Here is a 20,603-nt window from a genome sequence, read left to right on the forward strand (position 1 = left end):
GCGACCGGCCGTGCACAGTTCTCCCTACGCGCCTCGATTCATACCGACGAGTAGCCAAGGAGAGCCCGTGAGCAGCTGGGCCGGCCGGACCGCAGCCGAGATCGCCGCCGCCGTACGCGAGAAGGAGGTCACGCCACGGGAGGTGGTGGCGGAGCACCTCGACCGGATCGAGCGGCTCGACGGCCGGGTCGGGGCGTTCCGTACGGTCCGGGCCAAGGCGGCGCTCACGGAGGCGGACGAGGTGGGCGCCCGTGCCGATCTGGGCGGGCTCCCGCTGGCCGGGGTGCCGGTGGCGGTGAAGGACAATCTGGCGGTGCGCGGTGAGTCGGCCCGCAACGGCTCCGCCGCGACCCCCGACACTCCGGCCGCCGAGGACCATGTGACGGTGGCCCGGCTGCGGGCCGCCGGTGCCGTCGTCGTGGGTCTGACCAACGTGCCCGAGCTGTGCGTCTTCGGTACCACGGAGGGTGTGCACGGCACCGCCCGCAATCCGTGGGACATCACCCGGACGGCGGGCGGCTCCTCCGGTGGCAGCGCGGCCGCGGTGGCCGCCGGCCTGGTCCCGCTCGCGCTCGGCAACGACGGCATGGGCTCGCTGCGCATCCCCGCGGCCAACTGCGGACTGGTCACCCTCAAGCCGGGGCACGGCGTGGTACCGGCCGGGATCGGCAACGGCGACTGGTTCGGCATGGCGGAGAACGGTCCGCTGGCCACCACGGTCGAGGACCTGCGCCTGATGCTCGACGTCCTGGCGGACACCGGTGTCAGCCGGCCGGAGGAGGAGCCCGCACCCCGCAGGATCGCCGTCGCGCTGCGCAGCCCGCTGGCCGGGGTGAGCGTGAGCGAGCCGTATACGACCGCGGTCCGGCAGGCGGCCGGGATCCTGGCCCAGGCCGGTCACCGGGTCCGGCGGGCCGAGCCGCCCTACCCTCTCTCCCTGGGCGTGACCTCGCTCCAGCACTGGACGGCGGGCACGGCGGTGGACGCGGCGGGTCTCGATCCTGCGCGGCTGACCCGGCGCACCCGGGTGCACGCGGCCGTGGGCCGCCGCTTCCTGCACGCCGTGCGCACCGGGGACGGGCGCGAGCGGCTGCGCGAGCGGCTGATGCCGTTCTTCACCGAGTACGACGTCCTGCTCACCCCGGCCCTGGCCCGCCGCTCCCCCGCGGCCGCGCCGTGGCACGAGCGGGGCTGGCTGCGCAACCTCCTGGCCAACACCGCCTATTCGCCCTTCACCCCGCCGTGGAACCTGACGGGCTGGCCCGCGATGTCGGTTCCCTTCGGCACACTCCCCTCCGGTGCGCCCTGCGCCGTACAGCTGGTGGGCCGCCCGGGCACCGAGCCCGGCCTGCTGGCCCTGGCGGAGGAACTGGAGCGACGGCACCCGTGGCACCGGACGGCCCCGCAGGCGGACCGGGACCGTGGGCCCGGCCGTTCGGACCGGTGACTTGTCCATGAGGTGCGGGCCGTCCCGGCCGCGGCGGGGACGGTGACCGCGGCCTCGGCGGGGTCCCCGGCCGCACAGACGCGCTCCGGGGGGGACTCGTCCACAGGGCACGGGCCGCCCGCTCCGAGATGTCGGGGTCCCAGGCGCAGGTCTCGGCGGCGACGATCCGGTGCCGGAAAGGCCGGATCCGCGGCCGGTCGTCGGCCACGGCTTTTCTGATCAGCATGGGCGTGAGTCCGCCACGCCCATGCGTGCGGCGATCGCGACAGTCCGGCCGGCGCTTCAGTCCACGCTCGGCAGGATGTGGGGCTCGGCGAGATCCTCCTCGTAACCCGCGAGGCGGATCGGGGCGGACCGGGCCCACACGTCGAGGCTGCCGAGCTCTCCGGGGCGGCGGCCCCTGCGCTCCGTGTGTTCCTTGGGGCGCTCGTCGCGATTCGTCTTCTCCGGTGTCACCGCGCACTCCTTATGTGTCGGGTCACCCTCGGGGCGTACCGGACGGTCTGCGCTCCGGCTCTCGTTGCCCGCTCGGGTCTGCATGGAAGGCCTGTTCGGACGCGGTGGCGCCGGTTTCTCGTGTCAGAGCAGGCCGTTGTCGGCCGACTCACCCCGGGACGGACGGTGGGTGAGGGTAGGACCCCGTACTGCTGTCCGTCCGTTCCAGATTAACCAAATGAGCGCACGTCCGCTCGATAGGGAGTGCAAACAAGATGTAACTAATCTGCTTCATTTAGCGCCCCAATGCCCTTCAATATGCCGCTATTTGCCACAAACCGCATCACCTGCTTCTTCCGATGATTCACCCACTCGGCCTACCTCTACGAACAGGTCTTCGAGTTCGAGCGACGGGCCTCCGAGCCGACGCGGCGCAGTTCAGGTGCCGTTGGCCGGACCGCAAGGTCGCCATGGTCTGGTGACTGGCGGCAACGGCTGTCTCGCGGAAGGACTGACGCATGGAGCTGCGCAGCGTCGAGGAGCTGATGGATCTGCTGTACGCCGGACGGCATCAGCACGCGCTGCGGACCGCCGCGCTGCTGCGCCGCAGCCGCCCCGCCGACAAGGAGCTGCAGGTGGCGGGGCTGATCCACGGGATCGGGCCGGTGTTGTGCCCGGCCGACGAGGCGGGGCGGGCCCGCAGCGCGGCCGAGGCGGTGCGCCCGCTGCTCGGGGAGCGGGTGTTCCGGCTGGTCCGCGGGGACTCGCGCGCCGGCTCCGCCCACGACGATCTCCTGCAACTGCGCCAGGCCGCCGAGGAGAGCCGGTCGGCGCGCTTCGACGCCGGCGTGCTGGAGGACTGGCGCACCGTACTGGAGCTGCTGGCGGACCGGCACGCGCGACTCGGCGCCGTCGACTGAGGGCGGCGCCGGACCCCTGTTGCCTGACGGTCCGTCATGAGACGGTACGGCGATGACCTCGTCGCACGGGCTCGAAGGCAGGGCGGCCGTCGTCACCGGCGGGACGCGCGGGATCGGACGTGCCGTCGCCGGGACGCTCGCGGCGGCCGGTGCGCTGGTGTGCGTGACCGCGCGGGACCCGGACGAGGTGCGGCGCACGGCCGCCGAGCTGGACGGGATCGGACTGGCCGGGGACGTGGCCGGCCCCGGGCACCCCGAGGAGCTGACCGATCTGGTGCTGCGCGAGTTCGGACGGCTGGACGTCCTGGTCAACAACGCCGCGACCAACCAACCGTACGGACCGCTGATGGAGGCGGGCGCGGATGCGTGGCGGGAGGCGTTCGCGGTCAACGTCGAGGCACCGCTGCGGCTGGTGCAGTGCGCCTGGCGGGGGTGGATGCGGGAGCACGGCGGGTCCGTCGTCAACGTGTGCACGGAGGGCGCCGGGCATGTCGGGCCCCATGTCGGCGCCTACGGCACCACCAAGGCGGCCCTGCTGCATCTCACCCGGCAGCTCGCGGGCGAACTCGCGCCCCGGGTGCGGGTCAACTCCGTCTCCCCCGGACTCGTGCGCACCGAGATGGCCCGATTCGTCTGGGAGCCGGGCGAGGCGGAGGTGGCGGCGGGGCTGCCGCTCGGGCGGATCGGGGAGCCGCAGGACGTGGCACGGGCCGTGGTGTGGCTCGCCTCGGACGCGGCCGGCTGGATCACCGGTGCCGATCTGCTGGTGGACGGCGGGACGCGGGTGCGGGCCGCACGCGCCACAGCCGGGAACCCCGTGCACGACCGCCTGCGGGAGCACGGGCCCGCGCCCCGATAGGCGCGCGGGCCGCACGGTCGTGCCGTCGTGCGGTCGTGCGGTCGTGCGGTCGTGCGCTTCCGCGGCGGGGCGGGACCGGCCGCGCCCCACGGCCCGGCCCGGCCGACCGGCACCGCCGCCCCCACCGCAGACGCTCCGCGTCCAGGTGCTCGCTCCCGTGGCCCCGCGGGCGCTCCATGTCCCGGCGTTCGCCCCGCGGCGTCCGCAGACGCTCCGTGTCCCGGCAGTTACTCCGTGTTCGCCGGTCACCCTGTGCCCCGTCGGTCGCCCCGCGCCCCGGCGTTCGCCCCTATCCCCGCGGTCGCTCCGGGGCCGGGCGCGGTCAGGAGGGCCGACGCCCGGCGCGGGCCGCTACCACTTGCCGGGCTCGTAGTCCTTCAGGAAGACGCCGTACACGTCCTCGCCCGCCTCGCCGCGCACCACCGGGTCGTAGACGCGGGCCGCGCCGTCCACCAGGTCGAGCGGCGCGTGGAAGCCGGCCTCGGCCAGCCGCAGCTTGTCGTAGTGGGGACGCTCGTCGGTGATCCAGCCGGTGTCGACCGAGGTCATGAGGATGCCGTCGGTCTGGAACATCTCCTGCGCGCTGGTCCGCGTCACCATGTTCATGGCCGCCTTCGCGGCGTTGGTGTTCGGGTGCCCGGCCCCCTTGTAACCGCGGCCGAAGACGCCTTCCATCGCCGAGACGTTGACGACGTACGCACGGCCGCTGGAGGCCTTCTTCGCGGCGTCCGCCATGGCCGGGCGCAGGGCACTGATCAGGATGAACGGCGAGGTGTAGTTGCACAGCTGGGTCTCCAGCAGTTCGACCGGCGAGATCTGGTCGATGGTCTGCACCCAGGTGTTGGTGTCCACGACGTCGGGGACGAGGCCGCCGGCGTCGATGGCGGTGCCGTCGAGGTGCCGGGCGACGCTCGCGTTGCCCGCGACGAGCGCGAGGTCGGCGACCTTCTGCGCATCCAGGCCGCTGGTGCCGAGGGGCAGCGCGGCGATGCCGTCGACGGCACCGGAGCCGAAGGCGCCGATGACGTGGTGGGCGGGCAGCTCGCCGGCGGGCAGCGGGGCGCTCTCGCCGTCGACCAGGGCCGCGTAGGCGGAGGGCAGGCGGCGCACGGTCTGTGTCGCGTTGTTGATCAGGATGTCGAGCGGTCCCACCTCGGCGACCCGCTCGGCCAGGGCGACGGACTGCGCCGGGTCGCGCAGGTCGATGCCGACGACCTCCAGCCGGTGCATCCAGTCCGCGGAGTCGTCCATCGCCTTGAAGCGGCGGATGGCGTCCTTGGGGAAGCGCGTGGTGATCGTCGTGTGCGCGCCGTCGCGCAGCAGCCGCAGGGCGATGTACATGCCGATCTTGGCGCGGCCGCCGGTGAGCAGCGCGCGCTTGCCGGTCAGGTCGGCGCGGGCGTCGCGCTTGGCGCGGTTCAGCCGGGCGCAGTCCGGACAGAGCTGGTGGTAGAAGTAGTCGACCTCGACGTAGCGGCTCTTGCAGGTGTAGCAGGAGCGGGGGCGCTGGAGTATGCCCGCGACCTGGCCCGCCTCGGTGACCGACGACGGCAGGATGCCCTCGGTCTCGTCGTCGATGCGCTGGGCGGAACCGGTCGCGGTGGCCTCCGTGACCGCCTTGTCGTGGGCGGTCTTGGCGGCCCGGCGCTCCTGGCGGCGGCGCTGCTTGACCGTGCGGTAGATGCCCGCCGTGGCCCGGCGCACCGCGATGGCGTCGGGGTGGTCGACCTCCAGTCTGTCGAGTTCCTCGAGCACGCCGAGGCAGACGGCCAGGCGCTCGGGGTCGATGCCGGGGCCGTACTCGACCTCGTCCATGGCCCTCGGGCCGTCCTTAGTCACCGTCATCGCGCTGCCGCTTCCCTGATCACCCGCGCAGCGCTCCGACTCGCGCCCGCTTTCGAAGGGGGAATTTTACGGAGCGCCGTGCCCAGGGCCAAACCCGATCAGCTCACACCCGGCAGGCCGTGATCAGCGTCTGCACCTCGGCCGTCACCGCACGCGCGAACACATCGAGATCGGGAACGGCCTGAGCGTCGGCGACGAGCCCGTAGTGGACCCGGCCGCGGTACGTCGAGATCGCGACCGCGAGGGCCTGGCCGGGCGCCAGCGGGGCGAGCGGGTAGACCTCGGCCAGCTGGTGGCCGCCGAGCTTCAGCCCGAATCCGGGCAGCGGCACGCTGGTGACCAGGATGTCGAACCAGAGCCGGGCGGCCTGGCCGACCAGCGGGCCGCCGAGCCGGTGGCCGAGTGCGGGCACGTGGTCGGCGAGCAGCGCGACCGCACCGGCTCCCCGGTCGGGTCCCGCGTCCTTGTTGCGGATCATCGCGGTGCGGACCGTGTCCAGGCGGCGCAGCGGGTCGGGGTCGTCCACCGGGAGCCGTATCAGGTACCCGGAGAGCCGGTTGCCCTGTGGCTGGGCGGAGCGCGGGCGGCGCCGCGAGACGGGGACGAGAGCGCGGGGCGCGACGCCCTCGCTGCCGTCGCCGCGCTCGTCGAGCCAGCGGCGCAGCGCACCGGCGACGACGGCGATGAGGACGTCGTTGACGGTGCCGCCGGCGCTCTTGCGGACGCGGTGCACGTCGTCGATGTCCACGACGACCCCCGCCGTGCGGCGGGTGCCGCTGGGCGCGGAGGTCAGCGCGGACGAGGGGCGCATGCCGAAGGTCGACCGGGCCAGCGAGGCGCCGATGTCCAGGGCCCGGCCGACGTCGGACAGCGCGCCCTTGACCAGCTGGGGGATCAGGCCGGGCAGTCTGCGCACGTCGGAGAGCAGACCGCGCGGCGGCTCGATGGCGCGCGGGCCGCGCTCGGGCAGGTCGAGGGGGTCGAGGACGCCGGCGGCGAGCTTGAGCGCGCGCAACCCGTCGGCGAGGGCGTGGTGGAACTTGAACAGCACGGCGAAGGAGACGCCGTCCTCGCCGGGCAGGACGTGCGCCTCCCACGGCGGCCGGTCGCGCTCCAGCGGACGCTCCATCAGCTTTCCCGCGAGCGCGTGGAAGTCGGTGGTCGGGGCGTGCAGCCGGACGTGGTGGAGCGGGTCGAAGTCCGGGTCGTTCTCGCGGGCGGCGCTGCCGAAGGCGAGCGGCTGCCAGACGTCCCGGATGCGCATGCGCAGCCCGGGTACGGCGGCGGCCCGGGCGGCGAGCAGATCGGCGGCGTGGGCGCCCGCGGTGGGCGAGTGCGCGGTGAAGACGCCGAGCGCGCCGAGGTGCATCGGGTGCCGGTCGGACTCCATGTTCCAGAAGGCCAGGTCGAGGGGGGCGAGCAGGTCGGAAGTCAAGGGCTTGCCTCGCGTGACGACGGGGGGGGGTGCAGTGCAACAGTCAAAGCGTGTCACCCGATTACGGTCAAGTACGATCACGCTACGCACAGTTAACAGCAGATTAAGTCCCGCCCCTCCGAAAGGGGCGGGACTCATGAGACTCCTGAGGTCACTTCAGCACCGGGGGTGCCGCCTGGGGTGACGTACCCCACTCGGACGGGCGCGGGCCGACCGTGAAGGCGAGGGTGCCCAGGGAGCGCAGGGCACCCGTCGTCAGATAGGTCCGCGTGTGCGCCGTCCCGTCGGTGTGCACGGCCTGGACGTAGCGGTTGCCCGCCGAGGTGCCGGGGGCGGTGACCGTCAGCCGGCCGCCCGGCCAGAAGCGGCGGTCCAGGGTGAGGTCGACGCGGTCGAAGACCGGCGTGGACAGGCCCCAGGTGTCGTAGCCGGGCTGGATCGGGAAGAGCCCGATCGACGACAGCACGTTCCAGGCGGACATGGTGCCGAGGTCGTCGTTCCCGGTCATGCCGGTGGGCCCGTCGGTGAACAGGGTCAGCGCCGCGTGCACGACGTCGGTGGTCTTCCAGGGCTGGCCGGTGGCCAGATAGGTGTACGGCGCGATGAGGTCCGGCTCGTTCATCGGGTTGTACTTGTCGGCGTTGTAGTAGTTGTACGCGTCACCGTGCACCCACACCTCGCGGGCGGTCTTCGCCGGGTCCGCCAGCAGCCGGTCGTAGGCGAAGAAGGTGTCCAGGCGGTCGTTGGCCGCGCGCTCGCCGCCGATCAGGCCGACCATGCCCGGCAGGTCCTGCGGGACGAGCCACTGGTACTGCCAGGCGGTGCCCTCGTGGAAGCCGATGCCACGGGCCGGGTCGGCCGAGCCGGTGAAGGCGCCGGCGGCGTCCCGGGCACGGAAGAAGCCGGTGGAGGGGTCGAAGATGTTCCGGTAGTTCTGCGCCCGGGCGGCGTACCGGGCGGCGTCGGCGTCATGGCCGAGGCCGCGGGCCATCTGGGCGAGCATCGCGTCGGCGAGGGCGTACTCCAGGGTGACGGAGGCGCCGTGCCGGTAGTCGGAGTCGCCCATCTTGGCGTAGGGGCGGTCCTTGTCGTAGGGCGCGAAGCCGTGCGCGATGTACTCGGCGTTGGCCTCCCGGCCGATGCCCGGGTAGGCGGCGGGCGGCACCCCGTCGGCGTTCTCGCGCAGCACCCGGTAGGCCCGTTCCTCGAAGCCCTTGAGCAGACCCATCTGGTAGGCGGTGGTCAGGAACGGGGTGACCGGGTCGCCGCTCATGATGTTCGTCTCGACGGGCCCGTAGCCCCACTTGGGCAGCCAGCCGCCGTCCTCGGCGACCTTCACCACCGACTGGGCCATGTCCCGCGACTCGCGGGGTGCGAGCAGGGCGAGGAGCTGGGCCTGGGTGCGGTAGGTGTCCCACAGCGACCAGTTCTGGTAGTACGTGAACCGCTCCGCGCGGTGGATCCGGCGGTCCCAGCCGGCGTAGCGGCCGTCGGCGTCACTGCCGATGTTGGGCGCGAGGAACGAGCGGTACAGCGAGGAGTAGAAGGTGCGGCGCAGGGCCGGGTCGCCGCCCTCGACGCGGGCGGTCGCCAGCCGCCGCTCCCACTGCGCGCGTGCCTGCTCCCGAGCGGTGTCGAAGGAGCGCCCGCCCTCGGCGCGCAGGTTGACGGCCGCGCCGCGGGCGTCCGTGTACGACAGGGCGGTGGTGGCCTCGACGGTACGGTCCTTCGTCGTGTCGAAGCGGACGTAGGCGCCGCCGGTCCCGGTGCGGGCCCCGGCGGTGACCTTGGAGCCGGCCCAGGTGCCGTAGGCGGTGAAGGGCCGGCTGAAACGGGTGACGGTGTGGACGGTGTAGGGGCCGGTGTCGCGGCAGAAGCCGTGGCCGGTGATCTCGGTGCGCACGGTGTGGTCGTCGAGGATCTCCACCGTGCTGCCGGTCGCCTGGTGCAGCGACTGGGACGCGTTCAGCAGGACGTTGGCCTTGTCCGTGGCCGGGAAGGTGAAGCGCTGCACACCGGTGCGCTCGGTCGCGGTCAGCTCGGCCCGGATGCCGGAGTCGAGGCCGACACGGTAGTAGCCGGGGCTCGCCTCCTCGTTCTGGTGCGAGAACCCGGCGGCGTACTTGGCGTAGTCCGTCTGAGTGACGTCGCCGGTGGTGGGCAGCACGGGCAGGTCGCCGCCGATCCGGCAGCCGACGCCCGAGAGATGGACCAGCGAGAAGCCACGGATGCGGTTCTGGGTGTAGTCGTAGCCGGTGCTGTGTCCGGTGTCCGGGGACAGCTGCACCATCCCGAAGGGCACGGCCGCACCGGGAAAGGTGTTGCCCTCGTTCTGGCTCCCGATGAACGGGTTGACCAGGTCGGTGAGGTGGCCGTCGGTCCGCTCGGCGGCCCGTGCGGTGGGGGTGGCGATCAGCGCGGACGCTGCCATCACCCCGGCCAGGCACAGGCGCGTGCGCCGGGTCCCTCTCATGGCGGATGACCTCCGAAGGTTCGACATCGTTGCCTGCATCGTGCGGGGCGAACGAGGCGAACTCGGGTATCCCGGGCGGAATGTGTCGGCGCGTCGCGTCGGGCACCGCCCGGGCGAGGACGCCGGCACGGCTGGCTACGACACCCGGCGGCCCTTCCCCAGGGCGATGATTCCGCCGCGGGAGACGGTGTACAGCGCGGCGTCCCGCTCCGGGTTGACGCCGATGGTCGCGCCGGGCGGGACCTCGACGTTCTTGTCAAGGACGGCACCGCGGACGACCGCACCCCGGCCGATGCGCACGTTGTCGTGCAGCACCGAGCCCTGTACCACCGCTCCCGGGTCGACCCGGACGCCCGGGGACAGCACGGACCGGCTGACCTGGCCCCGGATCAGGCAGCCCGCGCTGATGATGGACTCGCTCGCGATGCCGCCGGCGTTGAAGCGGGCCGGCGAGAGCTGGTTGGAGTGGGTGTAGACGGGCCACTGACGGTTGTAGAGGTTGAACGCGGGGCGCTCGGCGATGAGGTCCATATGGGCCTCGTGGTAGGCGTCCAGGGTTCCGACGTCCCGCCAGTAGCCCTGGTCGCGGGTGGTCTCGCCGGGCACGTGGTTCTCGCTGAAGTCGTACAGCTGTGCCTCGCCGCGGCCGGTCAGCTGGGGCAGGATCGAGCCGCCCATGTCGTGGACCGACCGGGTGTCCTCGGCGTCCCGGTGCAGCGCCTCGATGAGCACCTTGGTGGTGAAGACGTAGTTGCCCATCGAGGCGAACACGCACTCGGGGTCGTCCGCGAGACCGGGAGGGTCGGCCGGCTTCTCCAGGAACCGTTCGACGCTGCGGCCGTCCGAGCCGGGTGTGATCACCCCGAAGGAGGACGACTCGGCGCGCGGGACACGGATGCCGGCCACCGTCACGCCCGCGCCGCCCTCGATGTGCTGCTGGAGCATCTGCCGCGGGTCCATGCGGTAGACGTGGTCGGCACCGAACACGGCCACGTACTCGGGCTGTTCGTCGTGGACCAGGTTCAGGGACTGCAGGATCGCGTCGGCGCTGCCCAGGTACCAGCGCGGGCCGAGGCGCTGCTGGGCCGGGACCGGGGTGACGTAGTTGCCGAGCAGGCTGGACATCCGCCAGGTGGTGGTGATGTGCCGGTCCAGCGAGTGGGACTTGTACTGGGTCAGCACGCAGATGCGCAGGACGTCGGCGTTGACGAGGTTGGACAGGACGAAGTCGACGAGCCGGTAGGTGCCGCCGAACGTGACGGCCGGTTTGGCGCGGTCCGCGGTGAGCGGCATCAGGCGCTTGCCCTCCCCGCCCGCCAGGACGATCCCGAGCACCGAAGGTCCCCCACGACGCATGGCCGCTCCCCTCACCCTCGTCGAATCATGGCTGCCCCGAGCGGACCGGCCTAAGCCCGCTTGAGGATGTCCTCGTACAGTCCGGCGGTGCGCCGGGCCACCGCGTCCCAGCCGAACTCGGCGACGGCACGCTCCCGTCCGGCCTCCCCCATCCGCCGGGCCGTCTCCCGGTCGCCGAGGACGGTGTCCAGCGCCCGTGCGAGGCTCTCCTCGAAACCGTCGTCCACGTCGACGAGCAGGCCCGTCGTGCCGTCCTCCACCACCTCGGGGATGCCGCCGACCCGGGAGGCGACCACGGGCGTGCCGCACGCCATGGCCTCCAGGTTGACGATGCCGAGGGGCTCGTACACCGACGGGCAGACGAACACGGCCGCATGCGTGAGCAGTTGGACCACGTCCGCACGCGGCAGCATCTGCGGGATCCAGAACACGCCCGCGCGGACGCGGCTCAGCTCCTCGTACAGCTCGCGGAACTCGCGGCCGATCTCCGGGGTGTCGGGGGCTCCCGCGCACAGCACCACCTGCGCGCCGGGGTCGATGCCCCGCACCGCGCGCAGCAGTTGGGGCACACCCTTCTGACGGGTGATCCGGCCGACGAACAGGACGTACGGGCGGGCCGCATCGAGTCCGGTCCGGGTGAGGGCGTCGGTGCCGTGGTGCGGCCGGTACAGCGTCGTGTCGATGCCGTTGTGCACGACATGCACCCTGGCCGGGTCCAGCGCCGGGTAGCAGGCGAGGACGTCCTCGCGCATGGCCCCCGACACGGCGATCACGGCGTCCGCGGCCTCGACCGCGGTGCGCTCGGTCCAGCTCGACAAGGCGTAGCCGCCGCCCAGCTGTTCGGCCTTCCAGGGGCGCAGCGGCTCCAGCGAGTGGGCGGTGACCACGTGCGGGATCCCGTACAGGAGCTTGGCGAGGTGGCCGGCAAGATTGGCGTACCAGGTGTGGGAGTGGACGAGGTCACGGCTCTGGAGGGCGGCGGCGATGGAGAGGTCCACGGAGAAGGTCCGCAGCGCGTCGTTGGAGCCGTCGAGGGCGGTCCAGGGGCGGTGGCGTCTGACACCGACGCCGCGGCCCTCGCCCCAGCAGTGGACCTCCAGGTCCACCAGGGAGGTCAGCTCGCGGGCGAGGAACTCCACATGGACGCCGGCGCCGCCGTACACGTCCGGGGGGTACTCCCGGGTCAGCAGTCCCACTCGCACCCGACAACCCCCTTGCACCGGCAACAGGTTCCCTTCATGGTCACCCAGATGCGGCGCCCGGGGAAGGGCGCGGCGGCCGGGTGAAGCAGCAGTCGCCGCAGACTCCGCCACCGGGGACGCGGTAGTACAGGCAGCAGCTGCGGCGGCGGAAGGCCGTGCCGGTGCGGGTGCCCGTGGTGCGCAGGAGCGGATGGGCGAAGAGCGCGTCCGTGAGGGCGCGGGCCCGGTCCGCGACCTCGGTACGGCCGTTCGCACGTGCCCAGCGGTCCAGTTCGCGGGCCGCGCCGGCCAGCGCCGAGCCGGCGTTGCCCCACAGCAGACCGGAGGCGACACCGTAACGGGCCCTCAGGGCTTCCCCTAGGGGTTCGAGATGACCGTGCAGCACGGTGCCCGCGAGGGTCGCGGCGTCCCCGGCGAGCGGACGCACCTCGGTCAGCCACAGGTCCTCGGGGGCCGAGGCGGTAACGTCCCAGCGCAGCAGCCGGGCATCCAGGTCGGGCAGCCGGCCGTACACGGCGGCACACGCCAGGGCCACGGACCACAGGCGGGCGGCCAGGCCCTGTTGGCCGATGGAGGCGCAGACCCGCGGCTCGGGGGCGCGAAGACGCTCCCCGACCGTCGCCACCCGGACGGTGAGCGCGGTGCGGTGGAGGCCCGACGGCGCCGCCGCGTACGTCCCGGCATACGTCTCCGCGAGCGTCGGCAGGGCCGCGCGGGCGGGCGCCGCGGTGGCTCCGGTCGTCGTCCGCAGGACGAAGAAGCCGCCGAGCGGGCGGAGTGCGGCGAGATCGGGGTCGAGGTCCACGACAAGCACTACTACCAGGCTCCCTCATGTCCGTGGAGTCGGGGTCTCCACCCGTTGACGCCCCCCTTGGGGATGATCGTGCGCAGGGTGTACTCCATCGGTAGTAGGACCCATTGCGTGCTCAGGTACGACGACGGGAAGAAGCCGAGCGGGCAGAGTGTTCGCTGTGAAAGCCGACCGTACGCCGCACCGGGTCCACCGGGCCCGCCGCACGCAGAGGAATGGCCGATGAGCGCCCTCGCGTTGTCCGTGCTGCTCTCGTTCGTCTCCGCCGTCGCGTACGCGGGCGGTGCGATCGTGCAGGAGCAGGTCGCGGTGTCCTGCCCCGACGAGTCGTACCTGCCGCTGCGCCGGGCCGGCTGGTGGGCGGGGCTGGCCCTGAACGGCCTCGGCGGCGTGCTGCACGTCGTCGCGCTGGCCTACGGCCCGCTCAGCCTGGTGCAGCCGCTGGGCGCACTGACCATCGTCTTCGCCCTGCCCATGGCGGCGCTGTTCGTCGGCCGCAGGGCCGGAGCCACCGCCTGGCGGGGCGCGATCATGGCCACGGTGGGACTCGCCGGGCTGCTGTCCCTGGTCGGCTCGTCCGACACGCACTCCCTCGACGGGGCTCAGCGGGTGGCCGTCGCGCTGGTCACCGGCGGGGCTGTGGTGACCCTGATGGTCGCGGGCCGGGCCGCGCACCGGCACCCCGCCGTGCGCAGCGTGCTGCTGGCGACCGGCTCGGGCATAGCGTTCGGCATGTCGTCGGTGTTCACCAAGACCGTCACGGTCGACTGGGACAACGGCATCAGCCTCGCGGAGCTGCCTTCCCTCGCCGTCATCGGCGTGTTCGCGGCCGCGGGCGTCCTGCTCTCCCAGGCCTCCTACCGCGGCGGCGGCCTCGCCGCACCACTGGCCACGCTGACAGTGGTCAACCCGGTGCTGGCCGCCGCGGTCGGCATCCTGATGTTCGGCGAGACGTTCAGCTACGGCACCACGGGCACCGTGCTCGCGCTGGGCTGCGGCGTGGTCGCCGGGGGCGGTCTGATCCTGCTGACGACGGAGCGGCTGGAGCACGCTCCGGCCGTGGAGCAGGCGCCGCAGACCGCGCCCGCCGCCGTCGGCGAGGCGGCCGTGGCCGTACCTCGGCAGCGCGCGGCGGCGGAGCCGGAGGAGGGGGCCGGGGAGACTGCCGGGGCCCCGGCCGCAAGGGTCCCGGAGGACGGGGTCGTGCCGGACGCAGTTGTGCGGGACGTGATCGAGCGGGACACGGTCGTGGCGGGCGGGCTCGGCCCGGACGACACGCTCGTACGGGACGTGCAGGGTCCGGACGTTGCGCTCGTACGGGACGGGCACGGTCCGGACGGACCTCTCGCACAGGACGGGCACGGTCTGGAGGGCACGCGCGCCGCGGACGGCACCGTACTGGAGGAGGCTCTGGAGGACGCCCTGGAAGAGGTGTTCGCTCCGGCCCCCGGCGACAGCCGCGCGGCGGAGGACGAGAGTGCCTCACCGGCCGCCCTCTGCGCCCTCCCGATGCCCTACCTGCCGCTGTCCGCGAGCTTCCACGTGGTGCTGCCGGTCCCGGACCGGCAGCGCGCGCACGTCAGATCCTGACGCCACCGGCCCGCAGATAGGCGAGCGGGTCGATGTCCGTACCGAAGCCGGGCCCCGTCCGCACCTCGAAGTGCAGATGCGGGCCCGTGACGTTTCCGGTGGACCCGGACCGGCCGATGCGCTGCCCGCCGGCCACGCTCTGCCCGGCCCGCACGGAGATGGCCGACAGGTGCCCGTACTGGGTGTAGCGCCCGTCGGCGTGCCGGATCACCACCTGATAGCCGTAGGCGCCGCCCCAGCCCGCGGCGACCACGTGCCCGGCCGCCGCCGCCTTGACGGAGGTGCCCGTCGGCACGAGGAAGTCGATCCCGGTGTGGTAGCCCTTCGACCAGTGCGACCCCGCCACGTGGTAGCCGGTGCCGATGGACGCGGTCACCGGGGCGACGAGCCCGTGGCTGCCGGTGGACGTGTGGTGCGTGGAGGTCCTCTTCTCCGAAGGGGCCTTCCGCTTCGGTGTCTTGGCGCTGGTGTCGGAGTGCCCGGGGTGCGTGCCGGACTGCGGGGAGGCGGTCCCGTGCAGGCTGAGGCGCTGGCCCGGCAGTATCAGGTCGGGGTCGGACCCGATCTCCTTGCGGTTGCCCGCGTACAGCCGCCGCCAGCCGCCCTGGACGTGCTGTTCACCGGCGATGCCGGAGAGGGTGTCGCCGTGCACGACCGTGTACATCTCGGCCCGGCCGGCCCGGGACTGCGGGGTGGTCTGCGGCTGCACGTCCCGCACGGAGGAGGTCCTGGCCGGGTGGGTCGTGGCGCTGTCGGTGTGGATCTCGGGCGCGCCGCCGCCCCGGGTCAGCCCGGCGCGTACGGAGCACACCGGCCAGGCGCCCGGCCCCTGCCCGCCGAGGACCTTCTCGGCGACGGTCATCTGCTGGCTCTTGGAGGCGAGGTCGGCGCGCGGCGCGTACCGGGTGCCGCCGTAGGCCTCCCAGGTGGACCGGGTGAACTGCAGGCCGCCGTAGAAGCCGTTGCCGGTGTTGATGCTCCAGTTGCCGCTGGACTCGCAGGCGGCGACCTTGTTCCAGGTGGAGGCGTCGGCCGCGTCGGCGCTGCCTGCGACGACCAGCGGGATCGCGAGGCCGGCACCGCCCGCCGTGACGGTGAGTGAGGCGCGGTTGATCCTGCTCGGCTGGTACCGGCGATGCCGGCCGCGTACGGCCATGTCCGAAATCCCCTCGACATGCGTCAGGAGCCGCAAAAGTATGCGCCGCGAACAGGCCATGACAAGACAGCAAATCGGCCTCGTGTGCCACCCAAGTGGCTGAGAACGGGCCTTCCTTGGCGGGATCGGCGGTGTGCGCCGGGGCGCACTGAGGCACCGGCGCTTTCCGTGCGTAATCAAACGTGGCGGGTCGGATGTGCGCTCGCCGTAGCGGCACGTCAGGATGGGCGAGGACCCGTACTGACGGAGCCGTAGTCACGAGGCAGCTAGGGAGCAGGCGGTATGAGCACTTCAGCGCAGATCGGCGTCACGGGACTCGCGGTCATGGGCCGCAACCTCGCCCGGAACTTCGCGCGCAACGGCTACACGGTCGCCGTGCACAACCGCACGGTGTCCCGTACGAAGGCTCTGGTGGAGGAGTTCGGCAGTGAGGGGGACTTCATCGCGGCCGAGACCGCGGAGGAGTTCGTGGCGGCGCTGGAGCGGCCGCGCCGCCTGGTCATCATGGTCAAGGCCGGCACTCCGACGGACGCGGTGATCGAGGAGTTCGCCCCGCTCCTGGAGCCCGGCGACATGATCATCGACGGGGGCAACGCGCACTTCGCGGACACCCGTCGCCGGGAGAAGGCGCTGCGCGAGCAGGGCATCCACTTCGTCGGTATGGGCGTCTCCGGCGGTGAGGAGGGCGCGCTGCACGGGCCGAGCATCATGCCGGGCGGCCCGAAGGAGTCCTACACCTCCCTCGGCCCGATGCTGGAGAAGATCTCGGCGAAGGCGGCCGACGGCGCGCCGTGTGTGACGCACGTGGGCCCCGACGGCGCCGGTCACTTCGTGAAGATGGTGCACAACGGCATCGAGTACGCCGACATGCAGCTGATCGGCGAGGCGTACCAGCTGCTGCGGGACGTCGCCGGGTACTCCCCCGCGCAGATCGCGGAGATCTTCCGCACCTGGAACACCGGGCGCCTGGACTCCTACCTGATCGAGATCACCGCCGAGGTGCTGTCCCACGTGGACGCGGCGACCGGCAAGCCGTTCGTGGACGTGGTGGTCGACCAGGCGGAGCAGAAGGGCACCGGCCGCTGGACGGTGCAGATCGCGCTTGATCTGGGTGTGCCGGTGTCGGGCATCGCCGAGGCCGTCTTCGCCCGGTCGCTGTCCGGGCACGCCGCTCTGCGGGCCGCTTCGCGGGACCTCGCCGGGCCGAAGCCGACCGCGCTGAGCGAGTCGGAGGCGGGTGCCTTCGCCGACCGGGTGGAGCAGGCGCTGTACGCGTCGAAGATCGTCTCGTACACGCAGGGCTTCCACGAGATCGCCGCGGGCAGCGAGGAGTACGACTGGGACATCGACCTCGGTGCCGTCTCCTCGATCTGGCGCGGCGGCTGCATCATCCGGGCCGCCTTCCTGGACCGGATCCGCGCCGCGTACGACGCCCGCGCCGACCTGCCGAGCCTGCTGTCGGACGAGACGTTCGCGCAGGAGATCGCCGCGGCCCAGGACGACTGGCGCGAGGTGTTGGTGGCGGCGACCCGCCAGGGGGTGCCGACGCCGGGCTTCGCGGCGGCGCTCGCGTACTACGACGCGCTGCGGGCGGAGCGGCTGCCCGCGGCGCTCACGCAGGGGCAGCGGGACTTCTTCGGGGCGCACACGTACCGGAGGGTGGACCGGGAGGGCGCGTTCCACACCCTGTGGGGTGGGGACCGGACGGAGGTTTCGGCCTGAGGGACGGCCCTGTGCGCCTGAGCGGGCAGGGGGGAACGGTCGTGTCGCACGTTCCGGTCCGTTTGGTCCGTTGTGGCTGGTCACGCGGTTTCCCGCGCCCCTCGGGGGCGCTGGTCCGGCCCGGTGCCCTCAGGTGAGGGGCGGGCCCGGTTCCGGGTTCGGGACGGGTTCGGGGCCCGGAGGAACGGGGGACGGTGAGGGCTCCGGCGGGACCGGCTGCGGTTCGGGCGGCGGAGGGGGTGGCAGGGGCTCAGGGGCCGGACCCGGCCCCGGACCCGGGCTCGGTTCCGGAGGCGGGACCGGGCTGGGGTAGGGGTCCGGCGGGGTGGGGCCCGGGGCCGGTGGTGGGCCCGGGGAGGCGGGGTCGGGGTACGGGGTCGTCATGGCTGGCCTCCGGGCGCTCGCTGGAAACGTCGCCTCTGGACTACTCCCCCGCGTACCCGGGCCTCGCCCGGCCACTCACCGGTTCACGCCTCCAGGAGCCGCATCTCCTGCCCGGGTCCAGGGCCTGCTCCTTCTCGGGCCCAGGGCCTGCTCCTTCTCGGGCCCAGGGCCTGCCCTCATCTGCTCGGGCGACCAGGACCCGCACACCGATTCGGGCAGGGCAGGCAAGGCCCGCATCACGGCTTCACGCCGGCCCGGGACCGCGGCCGGTCCCGGGAGGGGACAGCCGGTCCCGGGAGGTGGATCAGAACCGTCCCGGGTGGGCGCGCAGCCAGTCCTTCGCGGCCGCGAGCAGCTCCGGGTCGGCCGCCGGGGCCTCGTCGGGGTGGCGCTCGGCCCACTTGATGACGTACGGGCACAGCGGTGCGACCGGGATGCCCTCACGCTCGGAGACGGAGTACAGCTCGCGGGCCAGGGATCCGGCGATGCCCTTGCCCTCGTGGGCGGGCTCCACGATCGTGTGGACCGGGACCAGGGCGCGCGCGGGCGACTCGAGGACGAAGTACTCGATGTGGCCGACGACTTCACCCTCGCCGACGGCCTCCAGGCGGCCCGCCGCCCGGTCGTCACGGATCTCGATCTCGCTCATGGCACGCACGCTCCTGGTCGTCGTCCGCCGGTCAGGCCGATGCGGCCTGCGGGCTGCGTTCCTGGTCCGAGCCGGGGACCGGCTCGGACGGATCGGCACCGAGGGCGACGATCCGGTTGGCGGTGTCGACGTGCACGACCCGCGGCCTGAGCGTCCGCGCCTCGGCGTCCGTGACCTGAGCGTAGCTGATGATGATCACCAGGTCGCCGGGATGCACGAGGTGGGCTGCCGCCCCGTTGATCCCGATCACGCCGGAGCCGCGTTCGCCCTCGATGACGTACGTCTCCAGGCGGGCGCCGTTGGTGATGTCGACGATGTGGACCAACTCACCGGGGAGCAGATCGGCGGCGTCGAGAAGATCGGCGTCGATCGTCACCGATCCCACGTAGTGCAGGTCGGCCTGGGTGACGGTGGCACGGTGGATCTTGGACTTCATCAAAGTTCGCAGCACTTTGGACTCCTAGAAGACGGCTCCCCGCCAGCTTTCTGCAGGTCAGGGGCGTCCTTTACTGTACATCGGCCTGCCTTCGACTCGAAGACCTTCCGGAACATCGTGCGCCGCGGCAAATAGGCTTCTCACCTGCGCGATCTGCGCGATCTGCGCGATCTGCGCGAATCAAGCTGCCGCCAACCCGCCGACCAGGAACATGTACGGAAGACTGTCCCGGTCCCATGCTGATTGGATGCCGACTTACCTGATGAGTCATCAGGTAAGTCGGGGGGTCCAGAGCAAGTTGCCAACTGGGTCAGCGGCGGTCAGGTAGAGGACCAGGGCCGACCAGCACGCTCCTCCACCACACGACCGAGCGCTCCCACGTCATTTCCCCTCTTGGCCATACCCAAGGCGCGTTGAGAAAGTCTCGGATGACAACGGTTGCGGACGCCCGTTCAGCCAGGGCTTCCAGCAGATCGGGGCGGATCACGACAGCACAACCAGACACCCGCGGCCAGGCGAGGTGGTAGGAGATCCTCTCGCACTCGGTGCGCCAACAGATAAGCGGGAGTCCCTCCGCGAGCTGGCGCAGGAGAAGGGGCCGTCACGGCTCGCTGCCGAGCCTGCGGCGCGCTGCGCTGGCCGGCCGACGTCAAGTGAACCGAGCGCCGGTCGAGGGAGACCATCGTCTGTTCCAGAATCGGCGGGCCGCCGGCTTCGACAAGGCGATCTACGGCCGCAGAAACGAGGTCATACGGACGATCAACGCCCTCAAGAACTACCGGGCTGTGGACTCGATCCGGCTCTGGCTCGGCCCATGACATGCCGCAACCGCATAGAGGTCGGCTACCTCGACGACGTCCTGATCGGCTGCACCACTGTGCGCCCACCCACCAAAGACAACGGCGCCACCGCGACGGTCATGAGGGCGGGACGTCCGGGCCCGCGGCGCCGACCGGCATGCCCGCTACCGCTGGCGCCGGCGTTTGACCACGCGGATGACGGCGATGACGGCTGCGACGAAGCCGCTTTGGGCCACCCAGGCACTGGCGCTGGTTTCGGGCGTGACGAGCGGGTTTCGGGATACGGCCACGGAGGTCGGCCCGAGGTAGGGCCGGAGTTGACTGATGGCGAATTCCAGAAGGCCGGTGATGACGAACGTGCCGAGCATGGCGGTCACGGTGCGGCGCAGGAGCAGGCCGAGCGCGGCCCCCACTGTCAGCGCCAGGAGGGAGAGCCCGACGGGTGCCGCGCTGGTGAGCATGTACCTGCTGGTGGCGGATCCGGGCCGGTCGAGCGCTTCCGTCACATGCTCAGGGTCGCCTGGCCGAACTCGCCGATGTCCGTGGGCACGTGGATCCTCGTCGCCCAGGGTCCAGGCGGCGCGCTGGCCGCATCGGCGGAGATGCTGGCCGGCCGCCTTGCGGGCCTCCCCGCCCGGGCGGTCGCTGCACCTGGCCGCACGCCCGGCCGGGCAATCCGCGGCCCTGCTCGCACCCGGGGTTGCCTCCTGCACGGCGGCTCTGGCCTCGCAGACTGCGGTGCCCGCGTGGAACGACGCCCACCGCGAGCTGCCGTTCGTCTTCACCGGATCCGCCGCGGCGAGCGGCGCCGGTCTCGGCATGCTGCTGGCCCCCGTGGCGGAAGCGGGACCGGCCCGGCGACTCGCCGCGGTCGGCGCGGCAGCCGAGACGGTGCTCCGGGGTCGTGACCGCTTCGGCTGGATGGCGCTCGAACCGTTGGCCCTATCGGTGCAAAAGCGCGAGGGCGTCAGTCGTTGAAGCGGACCGGGTCCGGCCCGCTGATTAGCGTTCCGACGTGAACGCATGGCGAGTCGGATCGTCATGGCCGCAGAGAGGCCACACCTCGCCGTGCGCGTCACGCTC

17 protein-coding genes and 1 pseudogene are annotated in these 20,603 nt (G+C 72.4%); 7 read left to right on the forward strand and 11 right to left on the reverse strand.

Annotation, left to right across the window (positions count from 1 at the left end; translation table 11 throughout):
* Positions 1-67 precede the first annotated feature (67 nt).
* Positions 68-1,447, forward strand: a complete 1,380-nt coding sequence (locus tag ACFZCP_RS33585; protein ID WP_391434879.1) for an amidase family protein — start codon at positions 68-70, stop codon at positions 1,445-1,447.
* 282 nt (positions 1,448-1,729) lie between these two features.
* Here the strand turns inward: ACFZCP_RS33585 and ACFZCP_RS33590 are convergent, their stop codons facing one another.
* Entirely contained in the window at positions 1,730-1,903 is a 174-nt protein-coding gene (locus tag ACFZCP_RS33590; RefSeq protein ID WP_362696953.1) for a hypothetical protein, read from the reverse strand.
* A gap of 497 nt (positions 1,904-2,400) precedes the next feature.
* On the opposite strand from ACFZCP_RS33590, the gene ACFZCP_RS33595 reads away from it, so the two are divergent.
* Positions 2,401-2,802, forward strand: a complete 402-nt coding sequence (locus tag ACFZCP_RS33595) for a hypothetical protein (RefSeq protein ID WP_391434884.1) — start codon at positions 2,401-2,403, stop codon at positions 2,800-2,802.
* Positions 2,803-2,854: 52 nt separating this feature from the next.
* Positions 2,855-3,661: a glucose 1-dehydrogenase gene (locus ACFZCP_RS33600; protein ID WP_391434886.1), complete on the forward strand. Its 807-nt coding sequence runs from the start codon at positions 2,855-2,857 to the stop codon at positions 3,659-3,661.
* A 351-nt stretch (positions 3,662-4,012) separates the two neighbouring features.
* On the opposite strand, the gene ACFZCP_RS33605 is transcribed toward ACFZCP_RS33600, so the two are convergent.
* From ACFZCP_RS33605 to ACFZCP_RS33630, 6 genes are all read right to left on the reverse strand, one after another.
* Positions 4,013-5,506 (reverse strand): SDR family NAD(P)-dependent oxidoreductase, encoded by a 1,494-nt coding sequence (locus ACFZCP_RS33605; protein WP_391434889.1) that lies wholly within the window; start codon positions 5,504-5,506, stop codon positions 4,013-4,015.
* A gap of 103 nt (positions 5,507-5,609) precedes the next feature.
* On the reverse strand, positions 5,610-6,941 hold the full coding sequence (locus ACFZCP_RS33610) for a wax ester/triacylglycerol synthase family O-acyltransferase (RefSeq protein ID WP_391434892.1): 1,332 nt from the start codon (positions 6,939-6,941) through the stop codon (positions 5,610-5,612).
* A 151-nt stretch (positions 6,942-7,092) separates the two neighbouring features.
* Positions 7,093-9,414 (reverse strand): GH92 family glycosyl hydrolase, encoded by a 2,322-nt coding sequence (locus tag ACFZCP_RS33615; RefSeq protein WP_391434895.1) that lies wholly within the window; start codon positions 9,412-9,414, stop codon positions 7,093-7,095.
* A 135-nt stretch (positions 9,415-9,549) separates the two neighbouring features.
* A complete protein-coding gene (gene glgC, locus ACFZCP_RS33620) occupies positions 9,550-10,770 on the reverse strand; it encodes a glucose-1-phosphate adenylyltransferase (protein WP_391434899.1) in 1,221 nt (406 codons plus the stop codon).
* Between the two features lie 50 nt (positions 10,771-10,820).
* Complete coding sequence (glgA, locus tag ACFZCP_RS33625; protein WP_391434902.1) at positions 10,821-11,972, reverse strand: glycogen synthase; 1,152 nt, start codon at positions 11,970-11,972, stop codon at positions 10,821-10,823.
* 40 nt (positions 11,973-12,012) lie between these two features.
* A complete protein-coding gene (locus ACFZCP_RS33630; RefSeq protein WP_391435047.1) occupies positions 12,013-12,777 on the reverse strand; it encodes a (2Fe-2S)-binding protein in 765 nt (254 codons plus the stop codon).
* 228 nt (positions 12,778-13,005) lie between these two features.
* On the opposite strand from ACFZCP_RS33630, the gene ACFZCP_RS33635 reads away from it, so the two are divergent.
* Positions 13,006-14,373 (forward strand): DMT family transporter, encoded by a 1,368-nt coding sequence (locus tag ACFZCP_RS33635; protein WP_391434905.1) that lies wholly within the window; start codon positions 13,006-13,008, stop codon positions 14,371-14,373.
* Here the strand turns inward: ACFZCP_RS33635 and ACFZCP_RS33640 are convergent.
* On the reverse strand, positions 14,363-15,529 hold the full coding sequence (locus ACFZCP_RS33640; protein WP_391434908.1) for a transglycosylase family protein: 1,167 nt from the start codon (positions 15,527-15,529) through the stop codon (positions 14,363-14,365). The two genes, ACFZCP_RS33635 and ACFZCP_RS33640, sit on opposite strands and share 11 nt — an antisense overlap.
* A gap of 282 nt (positions 15,530-15,811) precedes the next feature.
* On the opposite strand from ACFZCP_RS33640, the gene gndA reads away from it, so the two are divergent.
* The gene (gndA, locus tag ACFZCP_RS33645; protein WP_391434911.1) at positions 15,812-17,251 is read left to right on the forward strand and encodes an NADP-dependent phosphogluconate dehydrogenase; all 1,440 of its coding nucleotides are present in this window, start codon (positions 15,812-15,814) and stop codon (positions 17,249-17,251) included.
* Between the two features lie 688 nt (positions 17,252-17,939).
* Here gndA and ACFZCP_RS33650 read toward each other — a convergent pair.
* On the reverse strand, positions 17,940-18,284 hold the full coding sequence (locus tag ACFZCP_RS33650; RefSeq protein WP_391434914.1) for an N-acetyltransferase: 345 nt from the start codon (positions 18,282-18,284) through the stop codon (positions 17,940-17,942).
* A gap of 31 nt (positions 18,285-18,315) precedes the next feature.
* A complete protein-coding gene (gene panD / locus ACFZCP_RS33655; protein WP_391434917.1) occupies positions 18,316-18,735 on the reverse strand; it encodes an aspartate 1-decarboxylase in 420 nt (139 codons plus the stop codon).
* 686 nt (positions 18,736-19,421) lie between these two features.
* Between panD and ACFZCP_RS33660 the strand changes: the two are divergent.
* A pseudogene (locus tag ACFZCP_RS33660) lies at positions 19,422-19,538 on the forward strand (IS5/IS1182 family transposase); the annotation flags it as partial.
* A gap of 146 nt (positions 19,539-19,684) precedes the next feature.
* On the opposite strand, the gene ACFZCP_RS33665 reads toward ACFZCP_RS33660, so the two are convergent.
* The gene (locus ACFZCP_RS33665; protein WP_391434920.1) at positions 19,685-20,026 is read right to left on the reverse strand and encodes a hypothetical protein; all 342 of its coding nucleotides are present in this window, start codon (positions 20,024-20,026) and stop codon (positions 19,685-19,687) included.
* 232 nt (positions 20,027-20,258) lie between these two features.
* Between ACFZCP_RS33665 and ACFZCP_RS33670 the strand changes: the two genes are divergently transcribed.
* On the forward strand, positions 20,259-20,498 hold the full coding sequence (locus ACFZCP_RS33670) for a hypothetical protein (RefSeq protein WP_391434922.1): 240 nt from the start codon (positions 20,259-20,261) through the stop codon (positions 20,496-20,498).
* The last annotated feature ends 105 nt before the right edge of the window (positions 20,499-20,603 follow it).

The sequence above is a fragment of the Streptomyces sp. NPDC007971 genome (genome assembly GCF_042958635.1).
In the GTDB taxonomy this organism is placed as follows: domain Bacteria; phylum Actinomycetota; class Actinomycetes; order Streptomycetales; family Streptomycetaceae; genus Streptomyces.

Bases quoted from the DNA above. Each gene is read 5' to 3' on its own strand.
- ACFZCP_RS33595 (WP_391434884.1), top strand. From the start codon at position 2,401: ATGGAGCTGCGCAGCGTCGAGGAGCTGATGGATCTGCTGTACGCCGGA.
- ACFZCP_RS33600 (WP_391434886.1), top strand. From the start codon at position 2,855: ATGACCTCGTCGCACGGGCTCGAAGGCAGGGCGGCCGTCGTCACCGGC.
- ACFZCP_RS33605 (WP_391434889.1), bottom strand. From the start codon at position 5,506: ATGACGGTGACTAAGGACGGCCCGAGGGCCATGGACGAGGTCGAGTAC.
- ACFZCP_RS33615 (WP_391434895.1), bottom strand. From the start codon at position 9,414: ATGAGAGGGACCCGGCGCACGCGCCTGTGCCTGGCCGGGGTGATGGCA.
- glgC (WP_391434899.1), bottom strand. From the start codon at position 10,770: ATGCGTCGTGGGGGACCTTCGGTGCTCGGGATCGTCCTGGCGGGCGGG.
- ACFZCP_RS33635 (WP_391434905.1), top strand. From the start codon at position 13,006: ATGAGCGCCCTCGCGTTGTCCGTGCTGCTCTCGTTCGTCTCCGCCGTC.
- ACFZCP_RS33640 (WP_391434908.1), bottom strand. From the start codon at position 15,529: ATGGCCGTACGCGGCCGGCATCGCCGGTACCAGCCGAGCAGGATCAAC.
- gndA (WP_391434911.1), top strand. From the start codon at position 15,812: ATGAGCACTTCAGCGCAGATCGGCGTCACGGGACTCGCGGTCATGGGC.
- ACFZCP_RS33650 (WP_391434914.1), bottom strand. From the start codon at position 18,284: ATGAGCGAGATCGAGATCCGTGACGACCGGGCGGCGGGCCGCCTGGAG.